Source organism: Streptomyces sp. NPDC093097 (genome assembly GCF_044754325.1).
In the GTDB taxonomy this organism is placed as follows: domain Bacteria; phylum Actinomycetota; class Actinomycetes; order Streptomycetales; family Streptomycetaceae; genus Streptomyces.
Window position 1 is genome coordinate 513,533 of record NZ_JBIVOW010000001.1, and the last position, 18,479, is coordinate 532,011.

13 protein-coding genes and 1 riboswitch are annotated in these 18,479 nt (G+C 73.0%); of the genes, 4 read left to right on the forward strand and 9 right to left on the reverse strand.

Annotated elements, in window-relative coordinates; translation table 11 throughout:
• Positions 1–65: 65 nt before the first annotated feature.
• The 3 genes from ACIQE0_RS02100 to ACIQE0_RS02110 are packed head-to-tail and all read right to left on the reverse strand — an operon-like array spanning position 66 to position 4,871.
• On the reverse strand, positions 66–2,282 hold the full coding sequence (locus ACIQE0_RS02100; RefSeq protein ID WP_402328398.1) for a hypothetical protein: 2,217 nt from the start codon (positions 2,280–2,282) through the stop codon (positions 66–68).
• Positions 2,279–3,142, reverse strand: a complete 864-nt coding sequence (locus ACIQE0_RS02105; protein WP_402328400.1) for an SUKH-4 family immunity protein — start codon at positions 3,140–3,142, stop codon at positions 2,279–2,281. The genes ACIQE0_RS02100 and ACIQE0_RS02105 overlap by 4 nt, the downstream gene beginning before the upstream one ends.
• A gap of 25 nt (positions 3,143–3,167) precedes the next feature.
• On the reverse strand, positions 3,168–4,871 hold the full coding sequence (locus tag ACIQE0_RS02110; protein ID WP_402328402.1) for a hypothetical protein: 1,704 nt from the start codon (positions 4,869–4,871) through the stop codon (positions 3,168–3,170).
• 342 nt (positions 4,872–5,213) lie between these two features.
• Here ACIQE0_RS02110 and ACIQE0_RS02115 point away from each other — a divergent pair, with 342 nt between their 5' ends.
• Positions 5,214–6,008, forward strand: coding sequence for a Pr6Pr family membrane protein (locus tag ACIQE0_RS02115; protein ID WP_402328404.1), 795 nt, complete (start codon positions 5,214–5,216; stop codon positions 6,006–6,008).
• Here ACIQE0_RS02115 and ACIQE0_RS02120 read toward each other — a convergent pair.
• Positions 5,911–6,501 (reverse strand): Imm53 family immunity protein, encoded by a 591-nt coding sequence (locus tag ACIQE0_RS02120; RefSeq protein WP_402328406.1) that lies wholly within the window; start codon positions 6,499–6,501, stop codon positions 5,911–5,913. The genes ACIQE0_RS02115 and ACIQE0_RS02120 overlap by 98 nt on opposite strands.
• Complete coding sequence (gene metE / locus ACIQE0_RS02125; protein ID WP_402328407.1) at positions 6,396–8,705, reverse strand: 5-methyltetrahydropteroyltriglutamate--homocysteine S-methyltransferase; 2,310 nt, start codon at positions 8,703–8,705, stop codon at positions 6,396–6,398. Before metE ends, ACIQE0_RS02120 begins: the two co-directional genes overlap by 106 nt.
• Positions 8,706–8,863: 158 nt before the next feature.
• A riboswitch (cobalamin riboswitch) is annotated at positions 8,864–9,082 on the reverse strand.
• A 331-nt stretch (positions 9,083–9,413) separates the two neighbouring features.
• On the opposite strand from metE, the gene ACIQE0_RS02130 reads away from it, so the two are divergent.
• On the forward strand, positions 9,414–10,115 hold the full coding sequence (locus tag ACIQE0_RS02130) for a metal-dependent hydrolase (protein ID WP_402328409.1): 702 nt from the start codon (positions 9,414–9,416) through the stop codon (positions 10,113–10,115).
• A 447-nt stretch (positions 10,116–10,562) separates the two neighbouring features.
• Here ACIQE0_RS02130 and ACIQE0_RS02135 read toward each other — a convergent pair whose 3' ends face one another.
• Positions 10,563–10,967, reverse strand: a complete 405-nt coding sequence (locus tag ACIQE0_RS02135; RefSeq protein WP_402328410.1) for a thiol-disulfide oxidoreductase DCC family protein — start codon at positions 10,965–10,967, stop codon at positions 10,563–10,565.
• 88 nt (positions 10,968–11,055) lie between these two features.
• Positions 11,056–11,442: a DUF5997 family protein gene (locus ACIQE0_RS02140; protein WP_366334303.1), complete on the reverse strand. Its 387-nt coding sequence runs from the start codon at positions 11,440–11,442 to the stop codon at positions 11,056–11,058.
• Positions 11,443–11,512: 70 nt separating this feature from the next.
• Between ACIQE0_RS02140 and ACIQE0_RS02145 the strand changes: the two genes are divergently transcribed.
• A complete protein-coding gene (locus ACIQE0_RS02145; protein WP_402328412.1) occupies positions 11,513–12,328 on the forward strand; it encodes a LysR family transcriptional regulator substrate-binding protein in 816 nt (271 codons plus the stop codon).
• A 38-nt stretch (positions 12,329–12,366) separates the two neighbouring features.
• On the opposite strand, the gene ACIQE0_RS02150 is transcribed toward ACIQE0_RS02145, so the two are convergent.
• On the reverse strand, positions 12,367–13,425 hold the full coding sequence (locus tag ACIQE0_RS02150; protein WP_402328414.1) for a chitinase: 1,059 nt from the start codon (positions 13,423–13,425) through the stop codon (positions 12,367–12,369).
• 380 nt (positions 13,426–13,805) lie between these two features.
• On the opposite strand from ACIQE0_RS02150, the gene ACIQE0_RS02155 reads away from it, so the two are divergent.
• Positions 13,806–17,042: a CHAT domain-containing protein gene (locus tag ACIQE0_RS02155; RefSeq protein WP_402328416.1), complete on the forward strand. Its 3,237-nt coding sequence runs from the start codon at positions 13,806–13,808 to the stop codon at positions 17,040–17,042.
• A gap of 62 nt (positions 17,043–17,104) precedes the next feature.
• Here ACIQE0_RS02155 and ACIQE0_RS02160 read toward each other — a convergent pair whose 3' ends face one another.
• Positions 17,105–18,394, reverse strand: coding sequence for a cytochrome P450 (locus ACIQE0_RS02160; RefSeq protein ID WP_402328417.1), 1,290 nt, complete (start codon positions 18,392–18,394; stop codon positions 17,105–17,107).
• Between the last annotated feature and the right edge of the window lie 85 nt (positions 18,395–18,479).

An 18,479-nucleotide genomic window follows, 5' to 3' on the forward strand; every position in this document is an offset into this window, starting at 1 on the left:
AGGCCGTGCCGGACACCGTGGCGGACCCGGCCCTGGCCCGTCGGTCAGACCCTAGTGCCGCGGCATTAGTGGCCGGGGGCCTGACCGGACGGTGCGGCCCCCGGGCTCGTGTGCGGGTGGTCGGGGGCGAACGCCAGGCGGATGCGGGAACCGCCGAAGTCGACGTCGAGTCGGTGCTCGGCGGCGGACGTGAGTGCCGTGATGTCGGACCCGAACCGGAGTTCCGCCAGCGTCGATCCGTCGTGCAGCCGCGCCAACCACAGCCGGTCGCCCGCCGCGCAGGCGCTCAGCGGGTCCGGCGTCGCGGCGAGGAGGCACACGTGCTCCGCCACCTCGTCGAGGCGGACGGTGGGGCGCAGGAGCCGACCGTCGCCCTGGCTCCGGACCTGGAGCAGGCCCTCCCGGTCGGCCAGCAGGACCACGGGGACGCCGTCGAGGAGGGTGCTCTGGGTCGCGGTGCACGGTGTGCCGTGCAGCGTCCAGCGGAGCAACCGCGGGCCGGCTTCCTGGCCGGCCTCCAGGGCGCCCGTCTCGGTGAGGACGACGGTGTCCCGGGGGAGGCCCTCCCCGGTGGTTGCCGCTGGGGGGAGGGGACGGTGCTCGCCGTCTTGGGAGCGTGCCGTGTCTGCGGTGCCTGCGGTGCTTGTGGTGTCTGCGATGCCTGTGGTGCCCTCCGTGTCCCCGCTGTCCCCGGTGTCCCCGCTGTCCTCCACGTCCGTGGTGGGCTGTGTCCCCCGTTGTTGCGGGAGGAGCCGGAGGGCGCGGAACGGCAACCGGTCGTGGGTGGACTCGACGGCCGAGGCCAGGCGGGTCAAACCGTGTTGGAAGGCGGCCACTTGCAGCCGGGCGGCCCGGTGGGGCGAGGGCGGATGCAGTAGGTCCAACACCGGGCGCAAGGCCACGGCGGCAGGGTCCGTGGCGGAAGCGGCGGCGGCGCGGAGTTCGTCGAGATCCGCGTGCACCACCACGTCGGGATAGTCGAGCAGGGGCCCGAGGGCTCCGGGCACGGCAGCGGCCTGTCTGATCAGCGTCGACAGCAGCGCGGGAGAGGTCTGTGACCAGAGGGGGCGCGGAGCCCCGCCGGCCTCCGGGGCGACGGGCACCCGGCCGGCGAGGGAGTGGATGACGGCCGTGCGGCCCTGCCGTTCGGCCTCCGGGCCCCGCAGGCCGAGCAGTGCGGTGCCGACGGCGGGGTGCCGCAGCCGGTACCGGCTCTCCGCGTCCCCGGTGCCGGCCGCGTCGGACCGGCTCGGATCGAGCAGTGCCCGGGACTGGTCGAGAGCCGCGTCGAACTCCCCCGACCTGACCTGGCGCCCCGCCACGGCGGCGGTCGCCAGGCGCCACAGCCGGCGGTCGAGCCCGGTGGGCCCGGCGAGCGCCAGTGCGTAGAGGGCGTCCGCCACGAGCGGGACCTCTACGGACAGCGCGTGCAGCTGCCGCGCGACGGCGTCGTGGACGGTGCCGGGGAGTGCGTCGGCGGACCGGGCCTGTTCTGCCGGAGCTTCTGCCGGATCGGCGAACAGCCGGTCCAGGACGAGGAGTTGTGCGAACAGGAAGTTGGGGTACGCGGCTTGGGAGAGCGCACCGGCGGGCACGGGCGGCTGGTCGCCCGGGTGGTCGCCGCCCTCCGGTCCCAGGGCGACGTCACACAGCGCCGCCACGTAGCGGTCGAAGGTCGGCCGGTCGGTCCAGCGAGGCTGATCCAGGTCCACGACCTCGCAGTCGTCGAAGAGGCGGGCCCACTCCGGCGCCCCTTCGGTGACCAGTCGCACGGTGGGGAGCTTCGCCATGGGGGCGAGCAGCGTGTCGACGACGTGCCGCGCGTGCCGGTCGCCCGGCACCGGGCCCGCCTCGTCCAGCTCGCCGAGGACCACGCAGACCGGACGTGCGTCCGCGGCGAGGACCGACAGCAGCTCACCGGCGGTGGCCGTCTCATAACCGAGTTGCTGTCCGAGGGCCGTCGCCAGGTCGTCGGCGCCGCGGCCGCGCGCTCCGAGTGCCGCGTGGAAGACCGGACGCGCCGGGCCGCCGGCCGCCCCGTCCCCGTCCGGCTCCGCCTGGCTGCGGAGGAAGAGCCAGGTGAGAACGGTACTGCGGCCGCTGCCGGGGGACCCCGTCACATAGAAGGTGCCGCCGGATTCCGACGTCGCCGCAAGGAACTCCCCGAAGGCATCCGCAACGGCCCCTCGCCCGCACGGGAAGTCCAGGCCGGCGGCACGCTCCTGCGCCGGCGCGAGGCGCCCGGCGGCCGGTCCCTCCGGCGTGAGGTCGGTACCGGTCACTCGTGCGTTTCCTCTGATTCCTCGATGAAGGCGGCGAGTTCGCGGATGCCCGCCGCACGGTCGTCGGCGCCGGGGCCGTAGTCGAAGCTGTAGGTGACCTCGGCTTCGGGGAAGGTGGCGGCCAGCCACTCGGCGCAGTAGCAGCCGGGCAGTTCGCAGGGTTCGAGATCCGTGTGGACCCGGGTCACCCGGACCGGCTCGATGCCCCGCTTGAGCAGTTCCGTGCCCAGGCGCCGCGCGACGTGTCCCTGCCCGGGAAGGCTGTATCCGGAGACCGTACGCGTCGCCCCCGCCTCGGTGCGGAACTCGATGATCCCCGAGGCGTCGACCGACGCGCTGAGGCGGAGGTCGTCGGTCACCAGCGGCCACCAGTTGTCCTCGTCGGACATCGCCTCGGGGTCGAGGGCGGCCAAGCCGTCCCGGAAGGCCGTGACGGCGGCCACCGCGTCCGGACCGATGGGGTCGGACGACAGCCGTTCCAGCAGCGCACGGAGTGCGGCCAGGGCGGTCAGCCATGCCTGGGCGGAGCTGTTGACCAGGCGGGTCGGGAACATGGCCCCGCAGGAGGCCGAGAAGATGCCGCCGGACGGCGCGCAGCAGATCTGCGACCCGCCGTCGTCACCGAGCCGCCAGAACGCGGTGGCGTCGCCGACGGGCAGGGGAAGCCGGGCCTGCTGCGCGTAGTGCGTGAGCAGGGCCGGTTCGTCGGCGGCCCGGAAGTAGGGGCCGACCTCCTCGGGGACGCCCGCCGTCGCCAGCAGTGCGCCGAGGGACTCGGGCAGCCCGAGCTCCGCCAGGAAACTCGGGTGCCAACGGCGTACCGGCGGCCCGGTCCGCCCCCAGGAATCTTGCATGCCCATTAAGCCGTTCCTCCGCTACCGCACGTCAACTTCGCCGCTTGATGGGCGGTTCTCCGAAGACCCACCGCAGGTGGTCCTCCATGTCCCGATTTCCCTGTTTCTTCGAACCCGGTGTGTGGTGATCGTATTCGAAAGCGTAGCTCCGCTCGGCGTCCGGGAAGTAATGCCGAGTCCAGTCATTGCAGTTGGGGACCTGCTGGTTGCAGTAATCGCGTTCCGAATACATGCGGGTGACTTTGATCTTGCGATCGGGGCCGGGATCGCGTCCCTCCGCGATGTCGTGCTTCCGCTGTTCGTCGAGGCGGTGCTGCTTGTCCAGCAGGGGGACGCCGACGACGCGTTCCGAGTGCACCCCGGCACTGCGGCCGATCTCCACCCGCTTGTCCCCGTTTTCGTCCTCGAACTCGAAGGCCGCGTAGTTCTTCTTCGACTTGTCGCCCTGGGCCTTCCGCCGCTCATTGACCTTGACCGCCAGGTCGTGTGTGCGCGGATCGACTTTCGTGGCGTCCTGCTTCGGATTGCGCTTGGCGTTGGCCGGCAGCGGGAACTTGCTGTTCTTCTTCCGCCGCTTCGGCTTCTTCTCCTCGGTGTCGGAGCCCCCGGAGGACTGACTGGCCTTGCGCTTGAGCGAGCCGCCGGAGTCCTCCTTCAGACCGAGCCCCTTGAAATGGTCGGACAGCCCCTTGTCGTTGTCATGATGGTTCTTGGCCATCTGCTTGACGCCGCGGGTCATGTCGTCGCCGACGTGCTGGGCGGTCTTCTTGGTGCCGTCCTCGATACCGTCGATGACCTTGTCGAGCATGGAGTTGGCGGCGTCGGCGATGGCGTCCTTGCCGCGGGTGCGCGCATGGTGGCTCTTCGCACGGCGGATCTTGCCGCCGGCACCGTTGCGGAAGGTGCTGCCGGCGCTCTCCAGGCTCGTGGCGACCCGGTCGTGCTCCTCCGGATCGTGGGTGAACCCGCTGCCGCCGGCCCCACCGCCGCCCCCGGAGGAGCCGCCATGCCCTCCTCCACCTCCACCTCCACCACCGCCGCCGGTGCTGAGGAGTTGCATCTGCCCGCCGGCGGCGGCCTTCGCGTCGTGGGCGCCCTGGCGGAGGCCGTCCTTGCCCGCGTCGGCCGTACGCCCCAGGTCGATGCCCTTCTGGGTGCCCAGGGCGTTGGCGCCGAGCTGCACCACCAGGTCCCCGACCATCGCGCCGAGCGCCTCCTCCACGGGCGTGAGGGCGATGCTGACGACTTGCTGGACGACCTGTTCGCAGACCTCCTTGAACAGCCGTTTGACGATCGCCCGGGTCGCCTGGGTCGCGGCGATCGCACCGGCCTCGGAGAGCCCGAAGGTGAACGGGGCCGCGGCCTGCGCGGCGATCACCTCCGCCGCGAGGATGCCCAGTTGGACCACGGCCGCGATCTTGGCCCCCTCGATGAGGGTGGCCACCCCGTCCATGGCGGTGCCCGCCAGACGCCCGCACTCGGCAAGTCCCTTGAGATGCTTGCCGTTGATCTTTCCCCAGTGGGCGTTCAACGCCTCCACGGCGAGCGACCCGCCCGCGGAACCCACCAACCCCTGGATCGCGGTGTGGGCCTCGTTGGCCCCGTCCTCGATGTCATCGGCGAACTCCCGCATGGCGTTGGCCATTTCACGGTAGTCGTCCTCGTCAACATTGGGCCACGAGATACCGATGAGATTGAGTACCTCATCCGCCCAACCCGGCAGTACCACTCCCACGCGATGGACGCCCCTTGTCAGTCACCTGTCAACCCGTCAGACGCTCTCACATGGGCAAACGGTTCCTCAAGCGCCCGGAGTTAAACATTCCGTCGGGCGCTCCCGGCTCGCCGTTCCCCGCTCGGTCGCCAGTCGGCCTCCTACGCCCCAACAGCCGCTTGGACCCCACCTGTTCCGGCCACTCACCCCGCACGCACACCAGCCTGCCACCGGCCCCGGCAGCCCGGCCCCGGCCCGCCGGGCCGGGGCGATGCCACCGGGCTCCACTCCGGCCCCGGCACGTCGATCCCGCGGCCGGGTGGTCCCGGCGGTCGCCTCCGAGCCGGGCCGTACTGTGGTCCGATGCATGATCAGACACCCCCCACCAACTCCGCCGCGGCCGTGGCCGCTTCCGCCGAGCCCGCGGTCCGGCCCGGCCCGACCGACGCCGCCCCCGCACCCTCTTCCGGCGGCCGCCGTCCCGTCGCGGCGGCCTTCCGCGCGCTCGCGGCCCTGACCGGGGTCACCGGCATCGTCCTGGACGTGGTCGCCTCCCACGACCTGGGCCGGCTCTTCAGCTACTTCACGATCCAGTCCAACATCCTGCTGGCCGTCGTCTTCGCCTGGTCCGCCCACCGCGCCTGGACCGGGCGCCCCGCTCTCTCCCCGCGGATCACCGGCGCAGCGCTGCTCTACATCTGCATCACAGGGCTCGTCTTCCACTTCATACTCTCGAACGACGCCAGTGGCTTCTCCATGACCAGCCACCGAACTCCCCTGGAGACGGCCGCCAGCCAACTCCTCCACACCGCGACCCCGTTGGCCGCCGTCCTCGACTGGCTCGTCCTCACCGCCCCCGGCGCCTTCCTGTACCGCTGTGCCTGGCAGTGGCTCACCTACCCCATCCTCTACCTCCCCTTCGCCCTCATCCGCGGCGCCCTCCTCGCCCCCGGCACCGACGGCCGTTATCCCTACCCCTTCCTCGACGTCGACCTCCACGGCTATGCCGGCATCGCCACCAACGCCGTCGTCTTCGCCCTGGCCTTCTACGTCCTGGCCCTCACCCTCGTCCTCCTCGACCGCCTCCGCCCCCGCCTCCGCGGCCCCCGGAACGGGACTCCGCCCGCGGCCCACCAGACGACCGACCTGAGGGCATAGGCCCCCGCAAGCCATGGGCGAGGGAACCCGAGGACGGCTCCGCCGGCAGTTCCCTTGCCTTTGCGGCACGTTCGATCTCGACGGACCAGCCCGGATTGCCCAGGGTCTCGATGCGGATGCCGTACTCGTGCTCCCAATCGCCGTCGCACTGGCAGGTGTACCAGGCGGTGAGAGAGCTCAGAGGGTCTAGGGGCACGGGGTTGTCTCCCACGGTTCGGCTGGACGAGCGCTTCCATCGGGAAGGTTCATGCCCTGATGGCCGGAAGGGATATCCCGGATACGCGGCCGCCCGCCCCGGTCGTGGGTTCCGGGGCGGGCGGACGGCTTTGTTGCTTCCTGGGGTTTCTGGCCAGGTCTTGGCAGGGCTGCTCAGGCCCGTCCAGGGTCCTACAGTTCCGTGCGTACCGTTCGGGCCGCGGTGACCAGGTGGTTGAGGGAGTCCTGGACCTCGGGCCAGTCGCGGGTCTTCAGGCCGCAGTCGGGGTTGACCCACAGGCGTTCGGCCGGGATGGCGCGGAGGCCGGTGCGGAGCAGTTCGGCGGCCTCCTCCGGGCTCGGTACGCGGGGGGAGTGGATGTCGTAGACGCCGGGGCCGGCTTCGCGGGGGTAGCCGTGGGTGGCGAGTTCGCGGGCGACCTGCATGTGGGAGCGGGTCGCTTCCAGGCTGATGACGTCGGCGTCGAGGTCGTCGATGGCCTGGACGATGTCGCCGAACTCGGCGTAGCACATGTGGGTGTGGATCTGGGTGCCAGGCCGCACCCCGCCGGTGGTGAGGCGGAAGGCCTCGGTGGCCCAGGCCAGGTAGGCGGGGCGGTCGGCGGTGCGCAGCGGCAGGGTCTCCCGGAGCGCGGGCTCGTCGACCTGGATGACGGAGGTGCCGGCGGCCTCCAGGTCGGTCACCTCGTCGCGGAGGGCGAGGGCGACCTGGCGGGCGGTCTCGGCCAGGGGCTGGTCGTCGCGGACGAAGGACCAGGCCAGCATGGTGACGGGGCCGGTGAGCATGCCCTTGACGGGGCGGCTGGTGAGGGACTGGGCGTAGGTCGTCCAGCGGACGGTCATGGGCGCGGGGCGGGAGAGGTCGCCGGCCAGGATCGGCGGGCGGACGTAGCGGGTGCCGTAGGACTGGACCCAGCCGTGCCGGGTGGCGAGGTAGCCGGTGAGCTGCTCGGCGAAGTACTGGACCATGTCGTTGCGTTCGGGCTCGCCGTGCACCAGGACGTCCAGGCCGGTCTTCTCCTGGAAGGAGATGACGTGCTGGATCTCGTCCTTGATGCGGTCCTCGTAGGCGGCGGTGTCGATGCGGCCGGCGCGCAGGTCGGCGCGGGCGGCCCGGAGCTCGTCGGTCTGCGGGAAGGAGCCGATGGTGGTGGTCGGCAGCAACGGCAGGCCGAGGTGGGCGCGTTGGGCGGCGGTCCGCTCGGCGTAGGGGTGGGAGCGGCGGGAGTCGGCGTCGGTGACGGCCGCGGTGCGTCCCCGTACGGCCGGGTCGTGGGTGATCGGGGAAGCGGCCCGGGATACCAAGTCGGCGCGGTTGGCCGCGAGTTCGGCGGCGATGGCGCCGGTGCCGTGGGTGAGGCCCTTGGCGAGGGCGGCGAGCTCGGCGGTCTTCTGGCGGGCGAAGGCGAGCCAGCGCCGGATCTCCGGTGCGATGTCCCGTTCGGCCGTCGCGTCGAGCGGGACGTGCAGCAGGGAGCAGGAGGCGGCCACGTCGACCTGGTCGGCCAGGCCGAGAAGGGTGCCGAGGGTGGCGAGGGAGTGGCCCAGGTCGTTGACCCAGATGTTGCGGCCGTTGACGACGCCGGCGACCAGGCGCTTGCCGGGCAGGCCGCCGGCCGCGGCGAGGGCGTCGAGGTTGGCGGCCGCGGCCTCGGTGAAGTCCAGCGCGAGCCCGTCGACCGGGGCCTTGGCCAGTACCGGGAGGGCGTCGCCGAGCCGGTCGAAATAGGAGGCGACCAGCAGCTTCGGCCGGTCGGTGAGGGCGCCCAGGGCGCGGTAGGCGCGTTCGGCGGCGGCCAGTTCGGCCGGGGTGCGGTCCTGGACAAGGGCCGGCTCGTCGAGCTGCACCCACTCCGCGCCCGCCGCGCGCAGGTCGGCGAGGACCTCGGCGTACACCGGCAGCAGCCGGTCGAGGAGCGTCAGCGGCTCGAAGTCGGCGGCCACGCCGGGGGCGGGCTTGGACAGCAGGAGGTAGGTGACCGGTCCGACGAGGACCGGCCGGGCCGTCAGGCCCAGGGCGAGGGCCTCCTTGAGCTCGGCGACCTGCTTGGTGGAGTCGGGGGCGAAGACGGTGTCCGGACCCAACTCGGGCACGAGATAGTGGTAGTTGGTGTCGAACCACTTGGTCATTTCCAGCGGCGCGGCGTCCTGGGTGCCGCGCGCCATGGCGAAGTAGCCGTCCAGGGGGTCGGCGGCGACGGCCGCGCGATGGCGCTCGGGGATCGCACCGACCATGACGCTGGCGTCCAGGACGTGGTCGTAGTACGAGAAGTCGCCGGTGGGGACCTCGCCGATGCCGGCTTCCGCCAGCTCCTGCCAGGTGCCGCGGCGCAGTTCCGCGGCGGTGGCGCGCAGGGCGTCCGCGGTGACGCGGCCCTTCCAGTAGCCCTCGATGGCCTTCTTCAGTTCCCGGTGGCGGCCCTGGCGGGGGTAGCCGTACACGGTGGCCCGTGCTGCCGCGGCTGCGGGCTTGGCGTTCACGGAGATCTCCTTCGCGAGATGAATCCCTGAGATCCCGGGGACGGGACGAGGACGCGAAGGGTGACGCACCGGACGGACGGACCTCGCACGGCGCGGTCACCCGACTGGTATGTACGCCGACCCGCCCTCGAGGTCACCGGGATGTCCGCGCACGGGTCGTCCGCGCACGGGCAGTTGGCAGGTCTTCGGACTCGCGGGCGCGCCCTCCTGAAGGAGGACACCTACTGGCCGTCGCTTCCCAGACCCGGTCGGGCCCAGTGCGTATGACGGCGGTCGTTCCCGCTCACCGCTGCGGGGCAGTCCCGGATTCCCACCGGGTTCCCTCTTGCGACGCTCCCGCCTGGCGGACGGGGCGAACCAGCTGCACCGCTCACTCTACGGGGCCCGGCCGCGGCGCGCAGGGTTCCGTCCATGATGTGGATCTTCCCTTCCCCCTGTTTCTTCCGGATTGCCGCTCTTTCCGGCGGGACGGTCGGATCGTCGATGAGGGCGATGCCGGCTCCACCGGTCCTGAACTGGGGGAGGAGCGAAGGCCGGTGGCTGGGCGTCAGGAACCACGAGCTGAGCGGATGCCTCATCAGCACCTCCAGGAACGAGGGGTTGCGGATCGCCCCTCCTGCGGCGCAGTTGCGGCGATCGCGCTGATACCGTCTCCGCCGAGGTTGGGGCACGTCGAGGGCGTGCCACGTACGGGGAGGACGACGCACCATGATGGGCCATTCGCATGCGATGAGCGGGGCACTGCTCTTCGCAGGCACCACACCGTTTCTGCCCCCGCTGCTGATGCACACGCATCTCCAGCCCCAGGAGATCCTGATGGGCACGGTGCTGTGCGCCGGTGCCGCGCTGCTGCCCGACCTGGACCACCACGACGGCACCATCGCCAACTTCCTCGGCCCGGTGTCCAAGACCCTGTGCCGCTTCGTGGCCTGGGCCTCCGGCGGCCACCGCCATGCCACCCACTCGCTGTTCTTCGTGGCCCTGATGACCGTCGGCAGCTGGGCCGGTGTGGAGTACCTGGGGCGGCCCTTCACCCTCGGGATGACCTTCTTCCTGCTGGCCCTCGCCGTGCGCGCGCTCAATCTCTGCCCGCCCGGCCACGGCTTCTCCGCCTGGGCCACGATCGTCGCGATGGCCGGCATCGGCACCGGCGTCATCGCCAAGTTCATCCCGTCGGCGCCCGGTTGGCTGCCGTACGCCATCGGGCTCGGCTGCCTGGCCCATCTGCTGGGGGACTCCATCACGAAGATGGGCGCCCCGTGGCTGTGGCCTCTGAGGAAGCGCTACGAGATCGTCATCATCAAGCACAGCGGCAACAAGCTGGAGACGGAGATACTGACCCCGATCATGGGCGTCGCCACCGTCGCCCTGCTCTGGTTCACGGCCTTGTCGCCGGACTCCTTCAGTTAGACCCCGGCCAGCCCCAGAGCCCCGCTTCCCAGCCCAGGCCCTGTCGTCGCACTTCCTTCCGGCGCCCGGAGGGAGGGCGACGGCAGGGCCTGGTGTCATGAACGGCCGATGCCGGACGCTGCCGGCGGGTTCCGGCCGTCGACGAGTCGCCGAGTCGATCAGTGGACGCATTGCGCAGCACGTGTCGATCGTGGGCTAACGACGGTCGGCGGCGCGGCCAGGCATGCTGTCAGCCGTCCCCCTGGTGCCGCTCGCCTCCCGGAGGCCGAGGGCCGGATGCCGCGGACCTGTCTCGTACGGTCGTGAGAAGGGATCGGCTCGGCCCGGAGAACCGGGGCGAGCCGTGGGACGACCCGCCAGGTCCTGGCCCGCTACGGGGGTGCGGGGCAGGACCTGGCGGGTGGGAGGGCCTGGGCCGAGGGCGCCGGCGGTGCCCCCGGCGGTCTCTCAACGGCCCGGGCCGGGGCGGCCGTTGGCCGGCAGGGCGCAGGCCGGGGTGCCGCCCGGCATGCGATGGCGGTTGTGCGCGATGAGGCGGTAGACGGCGTGGGCCGGCCAGCGCACCGGGGGGAGGGTGAGCACGGCCCCGGCGACGGACCAGGGGCCGCCCGCGTTCAGCAGCAGCTTGGCGACGGCCTGGGCGCCGCCGTGGACCACTCCTGACGGGGTGATCCACAGGACCTCGTGCAGGGCGCGCTGCTCGGTCACGCCGAGCGCGTCGAGGTCGGCGTCTTGCCAGGCGGTGATCGTGCAGCGGGGCCGCAGATGCCGCTCGGCGTATCGCACACAGGTGGTGCAGAAGCCGCAGTCGCCGTCGTAGACGAGTACCGGCGCGGTCCTGGCGGTCGTCATGTAGCCCTCTTCCGGGTCGTTGCGGACCGTGTCGCGCGCCGGCGCCGGCGGGGCCCCGGACGGGCCGCCGCCGAGCGTGACGGTGCGCTTACGCCTCGTCCTGGGCGCGCTTCTTCTCCTTCAGGCGGGCCGTCTCCTTGCGGACGTCGGCCTGGGTGGCGCGCTCCTTCTGCAGCCACTCGGGGTTGTCCGTCTTCAGCGCCTCGATCTGCGCCGTGGTGAGGGCCTCGGTGATCCCGCCGCGGGCCAGGCCGGAGATGGACACACCCAGCTTCGCCGCGACCACCGGGCGGGGGTGCGGGCCGTTGCGCCGCAGCTCGCGCAGCCACTCGGGCGGATCCGTCTGGAGCGTGTTCAGCTCGCTGCGCGAGACCACGCCCTCCTGGAACTCTGCGGGGGTGGCCTCGAGGTACACACCCAGTTTCTTCGCCGCGGTGGCGGGCTTCATCGTCTGGGCGGTCTGGTGCGACTTCATGGGTCCAGGGTATCGAGCGTGCGCACCTCCGCTGACCACGGCCTCCGGCCACGGCGGGTAGCCTGGCGGGGTGACAGGTTCGGAAGCATCCCCTTCGTTCCGGCTCGCGTATGTACCGGGAGTGACACCCGCCAAGTGGGTGCGGATCTGGAACGAGCGCCTGCCGGACGTCCCCCTCGCCCTGCTCCAGGTGTCGGCCGCCGAGGCCGCCGGGGAACTGCGCGGCGAGCGCGCCGACGCCGGTTTCCTGCGGCTGCCGGTCGACCGGACGGACCTGAGCGCGATCCCGCTCTACACCGAGGAGACGGTGGTCGTCGTCCCGAAGGACCACCTCGTGGCCGCGTTCGAGGAGGTCTCCGTGGACGACCTCGCCGACGAGATCGTGCTGCACCCGCTCGACGACGTCCTGGAGTGGGAGCGCCCGCCGGGCCGGCCCGCGTTCGAGCGCCCGGCCACGACCGAGGACGCGATCGAGCTGGTCGCGGCGGGGATCGGGCTGCTGGTCGTCCCGCAGTCGCTGGCCCGGCTGTACCACCGGCGGGACCTGACCTACCGGCCGATCACCGGCACCCCCCAGTCCCGGGTCGCACTGTCGTGGCGCGAGGACCGGACCACCGACCAGGTGGAGGACTTCATCGGGATCGTCCGCGGACGGACCGTGAACAGCAGCCGGGGCCGTCGCGCCGAGCCCGCGGAGGCCAAGGAGAAGGCGTCCGGTGCCCGGGGCGGCGCGGCGCGGGGGAAGACGGCCGGTGCGAAGCCCGCGGCCGGGAAGTCCGCCGGTGGGAAGTCCGCTGCCGGGCGGACGGGCGGGCGCCCCGCGCGGCGGGCGACCGGCGGCACCAAGGGCGGCGGCCGGCGCGGGGGGCCGCGCCGACGGTCCTAGGACGTGTCCGAAGGGCCTCCCGTCGCTGGGCCCGCCCCTCACCGCCCCTGGGCGGCCCTGACGTTGTCGCCGAAGGTCCAGCCCTTGGCGCCGTCCCAGTTCAGCGACCAGGTCATCAGGCCCTTCAGGCCGTTGCGGTAGGTGTTCCACGCCTGGCTCACCTGGTCCGGGGACAGGTAGCCGCCGCCCGCGCCGGGCTGGGCGGGCAGGCCCGGGACCTGTTTGTCGTAGGGGACCTTGATCGTGGTGCCCTGGACGGTCAGGCCCTTGTCGAGGCAGTCGGTCTGCTCGGTGAAGCCCTCGACCGTGCCGGCCTCGTAGGAGTCGCCCGAGCACCCGTACATGCTGCCGTTGTAGTACTGCATGTTCAGCCACCACAGGCGGCCGTTGTCGGCGTACTTCTTGATGATCGGCAGGTATGCGCCCCAGATCGAGCCGTAGGTGACGCTGCCGCCGGTGACATAGGCGGTCTCGGGGGCCATCGTGAGGCCGAAGCCGGCGGGCATCTGGTCGAGGATGCCGTCGATGATGCGGATCAGGTTGCTCTGCGAGGGCGAGAGCTGGTTGATGTCGCCGCTGCCGGACAGGCCGGTCTCGATGTCGATGTCGATGCCGTCGAAGTTGTACTTCTTCAGGATCGGCACGATCGTCGCCACGAAACGGTCCGCCACGGCACTGGAGTTGAGGTCGATACCGGCCGTCGCGCCGCCGATGGACATCAGGATCGTGGCGCCGGCGCTCTTGGCCTGGCACATCTCGGCCGGGGTCGCCACCTTCACCGACGCGTCCATACCGTCCTCCCAGAGGGCGGTGCCGTCCGAGCTGATGACGGGGAACGCCGCGTTGAGGACGTTGTAGCCGTGGGCGCCGATCTGCGGATCGGTGATCGGCGTCCAACCGAACGGCGGGTGCACGCCGTTCGCCGCGCCGTCCCAGTTCTCCCAGTACCCCTGGAGGACCTTGCCGGCGGGTTTGGGTTTGACGGCGCAGGTGTCGCCGCGGGGCGCGGCGGTGGCGGGGGCCGCGGCGCCCAGCATCGGCAGCAGGCAGGCGGCCGCCAGGCCCGTTCTCAGCAGACGCGCTGTCCGACCGGTCACGCTGGCTCCCTTCGCGCCCTGATGGGGTGTCAGTGGCGGGGAATCGGGGGGTGGTGCGCACACCGTAGATTGGTCCATACCTTTCGTCAATGGGCTGGGGAGGGGCGGGAGTTGGGGGACGAGGGGGGTACCGGGCCGCTGGCTCAGGTGTCCGGGGGGTGGGTGCGGCGGGCTCGGGAGGCCGCCCGTCTGCGGGGGCGCGGACGGGGCGCCTCTTCTTCCCGCCACCTGTGAGTGCTGTCGAGGCCATGGGCCGCCGTTCCGATGGGGCCTATGCTGTGCTGCCTGAAGAGGCCGTCGGGACCGTTCGGGAGGCGAACCGCCGCACGGCACAACGGGGGTGGAACCGGTCACCCCCTTCTCGGGCCGACGGGGGCGACATGCGGGAGCTTTCACGGGATCCGGCGCGGGATCCCTCACGGGACGGTTCACGGGACCGGCTGCTCATCGCGGTGCGGGGGGCCATCGCGGCCGTCCGCGACACCGGTGACCTCGGCGAACTCCGGGCACTGGAACGGCAGGGCGCGGTCACCCGGCTGGTGATCAGCATGGACGACGCCGACTGGCCCGACCTCGCGGCGCTGCACGCCGTGGGCATGGCCCGTTGGCTCCAGTACGTCGCCGGTCCCGAGGCGGTGCACGGGGCCGAGTGGGAGGCGGCGCTGCCGCCGCTGGCCTGCGTGTACGCCCGGGAACCGGACGCGGTGCCGCCGGAGGTGGCCGCGGTGCTGGCGGCGGTGCGGTCGGGGCGCCGCCTGAGCGGTCCCCGGCTGCCGCGGGAGGTGCGCCGCCAGGTGGTCGCCGGGCTGCGGCGGCGCGAGGAGCTGTCGGAGGACTTCGTCACCACCGTCCGCGGGTTCGCTCCCGGCGGCGAGGGGCCGCCCCAGGAGGCGGCGGTCCTCCGCCCCTTCCTGGACCTGACGCCCCGCCATCTGCCCGAGCGGGTACGGGCGTTGCGGCTGCTGACCACCGTCCTCCGGGACGCGTACCGCGAGACCGGTGACGCCGCGGCCCTCGCCGAAGCGGTCCGCCTCGGCCGCGAGTTGCTGCTGCTCGTCCCGGCCGGCGGGGCGCACTGGGCCGATGTCGTCGCCGACCATGCGCGGGTGGTGGGCGACCACTACCGGCACACGCATGAGTGCCAGGACCTCGACGAGGCGGTCGAGCGCGGCCGGGAGGCGCTGCGGCACACTCCGCCGGACAGCGAGCGGTTGCCGGCCCGGTTGGACGCCTTCGGCCTGCATCTGTCGCTGCGGTACGACGTCAACGGCGCCGCCGCGGATCTGCACGCGGCGATCGACGCCTGCCGCGGTGCGGTGCGGGCCACCCCCGCCGAGACCCCGGAGGCCGCGTCCTACCGGGCGCGGCTGGCCGGCCTGTTGGTCAAGCGCCACCGCGCCACCGGCGACGGGGCCGCACTGGACGAGGCCGTGCAACTGGTCCGCGGCGAGTCCCAGCCGCTCCCCGGTCCGGGCCGCGACGGGGTCCTCGACCGGCACGCGGAGGTGCTGCACGCCCAGTACCGGCGCACCGGGCTGGCGGACGTGCTGCACGACGCCCTCGCGCTGTACCGGCAGGCGGCCGAGGAACGGCGGGCCCGCCGCGGCAACCCCACCGCCCTGGCGCACGCCCTGAGCCGCCTGGGCAACGCGCTCCACGACCACGGCGCCGACTCCTCCCGCGCGGACCACCCCGATCGGCGGCCCGCCGAACCCCCCTCGCTGCGCGAGGCCATCGCCGCGCACCGCGAAGCGGTGGCGGTGAGCGCGGCCGACGATCCGCAGCGGCCCGGCTACCTCCGCGACCTCGCCCGCAGCCTGCGCGAGCGGGCCCGCAGGACCGGGCGTCCGGAAGCCCTCGACGAGGCGATCGCCCTGCTGCGCGAGGCCATCGAGACCGCCCGCCCCGCCCAGGGCGTCCGCTCGGGCATGCTCGCCCACCTGACCGCCGCCCTCCTGGAACGCCAACGGCACACCGCGGGCGAGGCCCCGGAGACCAAGCTCCTGCCGGAGGCGTACGCGTTCGCCGAGACCGCCGCCCGGAACGCCGCCGGGGCTCCGCACGAGCTGATCCGGCTCCACCGCACCCTGGCCGAGCTGGCGACCGCCACCGGCCGCCACCAGGAGGCCGCCGCCGCATACGGCCGGGCGGTCGCCCTGCTGCCCCAGGTGGTGCCGCACCGGCTGCCCGGCAGCGCGTCGGAGGCCCAACGGGACGAGGGGACAAGGGGATTGGCCGCCGACGCCGCGGCCGCCGTCCTCGCGGCGGGCGGTCCCGACGCCCCGGCCCGGGCCCTGGAACTCCTCGAACGGGCCCGCGGCACCCTGCTCACCCGTGTGCTCGGACTCCACGACGAGGAGGACGCCCTCCGGGACGCCGCCCCGCATCTCGCGTCCCGGTTGGCGGAGCTGCGCACCGCGCTCGCCGCCGCCCCGGCCGAGGCCGACCGGCGCCACCGGCTGGCGCAGCAGTGGGACGCGGTGCTCGCCGAGATCCGCCGACTGCCCGGTCTGGACGGCTTCCGCAAGCCGCCGCGGCTCGCCGCGCTGCGCCCGGCGGCGGCCGGCGGCCCGGTGGTGACCGTCACCACCAGCCCGCTCCGCTGCGATGCACTGGTCCTCACCACCGGGGGCGTGGCCGCCGTGCCGCTGCCCGCCCTCTCCCACGCCGAGGCGGAGAACCGCGCCGCCGGCTTCGCCGAGGCGTGGCACACCGCCGAGAGCCCGGAGGCGGCGCCGGCCGAGCGCCGTGCGGCGCAGGCGTACCTCCGCACCACCCTGGAGTGGCTCTGGGACACCACGGCCGCCCCCGTCCTCACCCACCTCGCCGAGACCTCCGCCCACCCCGCCGCCCCGGCCGCACCGCCCCGCGTCTGGTTCTCCGCCACCGGCCCGCTGGCCCTGCTCCCGCTGCACGCGGCGGGCCACCACACCGACCCGGACGGCGCCCGGTCCGTCCTCGACCGGGCGGTCCCCTCCTACACCCCGACCGTCGCGACCCTCGCCGCGGCCGTCCGCGCGGCGTCCCGCCCGAGCGCGCGGCCGCGGCCGGCCGCGCCCCTGGTGGTGGCACTGCCGCACACCCCCGGTTTCGCCGCCCGGCCCGGCGCCGCCGCCGAGGCCCGGACCGCCGTGGCCCGCTTCGGCCCCGACACCGTGCTCCTCGGCGACGAAGAGGCCACCCGCGCACGGCTGTTGGCGGCCCTGCCGCGCAGCAGCCGTCTGCACTTCGCCGGCCATGCCGTCGCCGACCCGACGCGCCCGCACGGCGACCGACTGATCCTCCACGACCGTCCGCTGACGCTCGCCGAGATCTCCCGACTCCGCCTGACCGGCGGCGAGTTCTGCTACCTCTCGACCTGCGCCACCGCCCGGCCCGACCGTCTCCCCGACGGGGGCGTCCCCTTGGGCGCCGCGGTGCACCTCGCGGGCTTCGGCCAGGTCGTCGCGCCGCTGTGGCCCGTGGCGGACGCCACCGCCACCACAACCGCCCGCCTCTTCCACACCAGCCCGCACGCCACCCCCGCCCATGCCCTCCATCAGGCCGTCCGCACGCTCCGGGCCGACGCGCCGTCGCAGCCGAACCGATGGGCGGGACACGTCCATTACGGGCCGTAGGGCATGCCGGAACCGGGCGGCGCCCCTTCGCGCGGGGTGCCGCCCGGCCCGCGTCCGGTGGCTCAGGTCAGCCGGAGCGGGAGCGTGGCCAGCCGCCAGCTGCCCGGCAGCGGGACCCGCTGGAGGTCCTCCGGCGCCACCGCCAGCGACACGTCCGGATAGTGCGCGAGCAGCTTGCCGAAGGCCACCTCGCCCTCCTGGCGGGCCAGGCTGGCGCCCAGGCAGTAGTGCATGCCGTGGCCGAATCCGACGTGGTCCTCGGCCCGGCCCGCCGGGTGGCGGGTGAGATCGAGCCGGGTGGGGTCGGTGTAGTGGCGGGGGTCGTAGTTGGCCGCGACCAGGAGGGCCAGCACGGCCTCGCCCTTGGCGATCGGCACCCCTGCCACCTCGGTGTCCTCGGTGGCGTAGCGCAGCTGCGTCAGGTGCACCGGACCGCACCAGCGCATCAGCTCGTGCACGGCGCGGGGGAACAGCCCCGGATCGGACTTCAGCAGCTGCAACTGGTCGGGGTGGGTGAGCAGGGCGGCGGTGCCGTTGGTGATGAGGTGGGCGGTGGTCTCGTGCCCGGCGAGGACGAGGGTCAGGACCAGCGTGACCATCTCGACGTCGCTGAGCCGGCTGCCGTCGTCGTCGTGCGTCCGGATCAGCTCGCTCAGCAGATCGTCGCCGAGCGCCGCGCGCCGCTGGCGGATCAGCTCGTGGATGTGCTCGACCATCGCCGGGAACGCGTCCTTGAGCATGTCCGGTTGCAGGGAGATGAGCCGGGAGCTCCAGTCCCGCCACTGCGGCCGGTCCGCCTCCGGTATCCCCACCAGTTCACAGATGACCGTGATGGGCAGCGGATAGGCGAAGTGCGCGATGAGGTCGACGACCCCGTCCTCGGCGTGCTCGGGGAGCCGGCGCAGCAGCTCGTCGGCGATGGCCTCCACCCGGGGCCGCAGGTCGGTGATCTTGCGGGCGGTGAAGGCACGGGAGACCAGCCGCCGCAGCCGGGTGTGGTCAGGGGGGTCCAAGGTGAGGATGCTGCCGGCGAGATAGACCTGGTAGTGCTCGGGCAGCCCCATCATGTCCATCAGCCGGCGGGTGGGGTTGTCCGCTTCGGTGGCGCCCCGCGCGAACGAGGGGCTGTTGGCGAACCGCTGGTCGCGCAGTACCTCGCGGACCTCCTCGAAGCGGGTGATGAACCACACCGGGGTGTCGTCCACGAAGCGGCCGCGCACCACCGGGCCCTGCTCGCGCAGCTCTCCGTAGCCGGTGAACGGGTCGGCGACCAGGGCCGGTTCCATCACGTTCGGCTCGCCGGGGTGTTTGCCGATGTGCTCACTGAAAGGGGAGGACGCCAAATCGGTCATGTCTGTCTCCTGTGAAAACGAGCCTGGGCGAAACGGAGCCGCGACCGGGCCGCGGCCGGTGGCGGGCCGAGGCCCGCAGGGGCGA

Bases quoted from the DNA above. Each gene is read 5' to 3' on its own strand.
- ACIQE0_RS02115 (WP_402328404.1), top strand. From the start codon at position 5,214: ATGCATGATCAGACACCCCCCACCAACTCCGCCGCGGCCGTGGCCGCT.
- ACIQE0_RS02160 (WP_402328417.1), bottom strand. From the start codon at position 18,394: ATGACCGATTTGGCGTCCTCCCCTTTCAGTGAGCACATCGGCAAACAC.
- ACIQE0_RS02135 (WP_402328410.1), bottom strand. From the start codon at position 10,967: ATGACGACCGCCAGGACCGCGCCGGTACTCGTCTACGACGGCGACTGC.
- ACIQE0_RS02140 (WP_366334303.1), bottom strand. From the start codon at position 11,442: ATGAAGTCGCACCAGACCGCCCAGACGATGAAGCCCGCCACCGCGGCG.
- ACIQE0_RS02130 (WP_402328409.1), top strand. From the start codon at position 9,414: ATGATGGGCCATTCGCATGCGATGAGCGGGGCACTGCTCTTCGCAGGC.
- ACIQE0_RS02155 (WP_402328416.1), top strand. From the start codon at position 13,806: ATGCGGGAGCTTTCACGGGATCCGGCGCGGGATCCCTCACGGGACGGT.
- ACIQE0_RS02105 (WP_402328400.1), bottom strand. From the start codon at position 3,142: ATGGGCATGCAAGATTCCTGGGGGCGGACCGGGCCGCCGGTACGCCGT.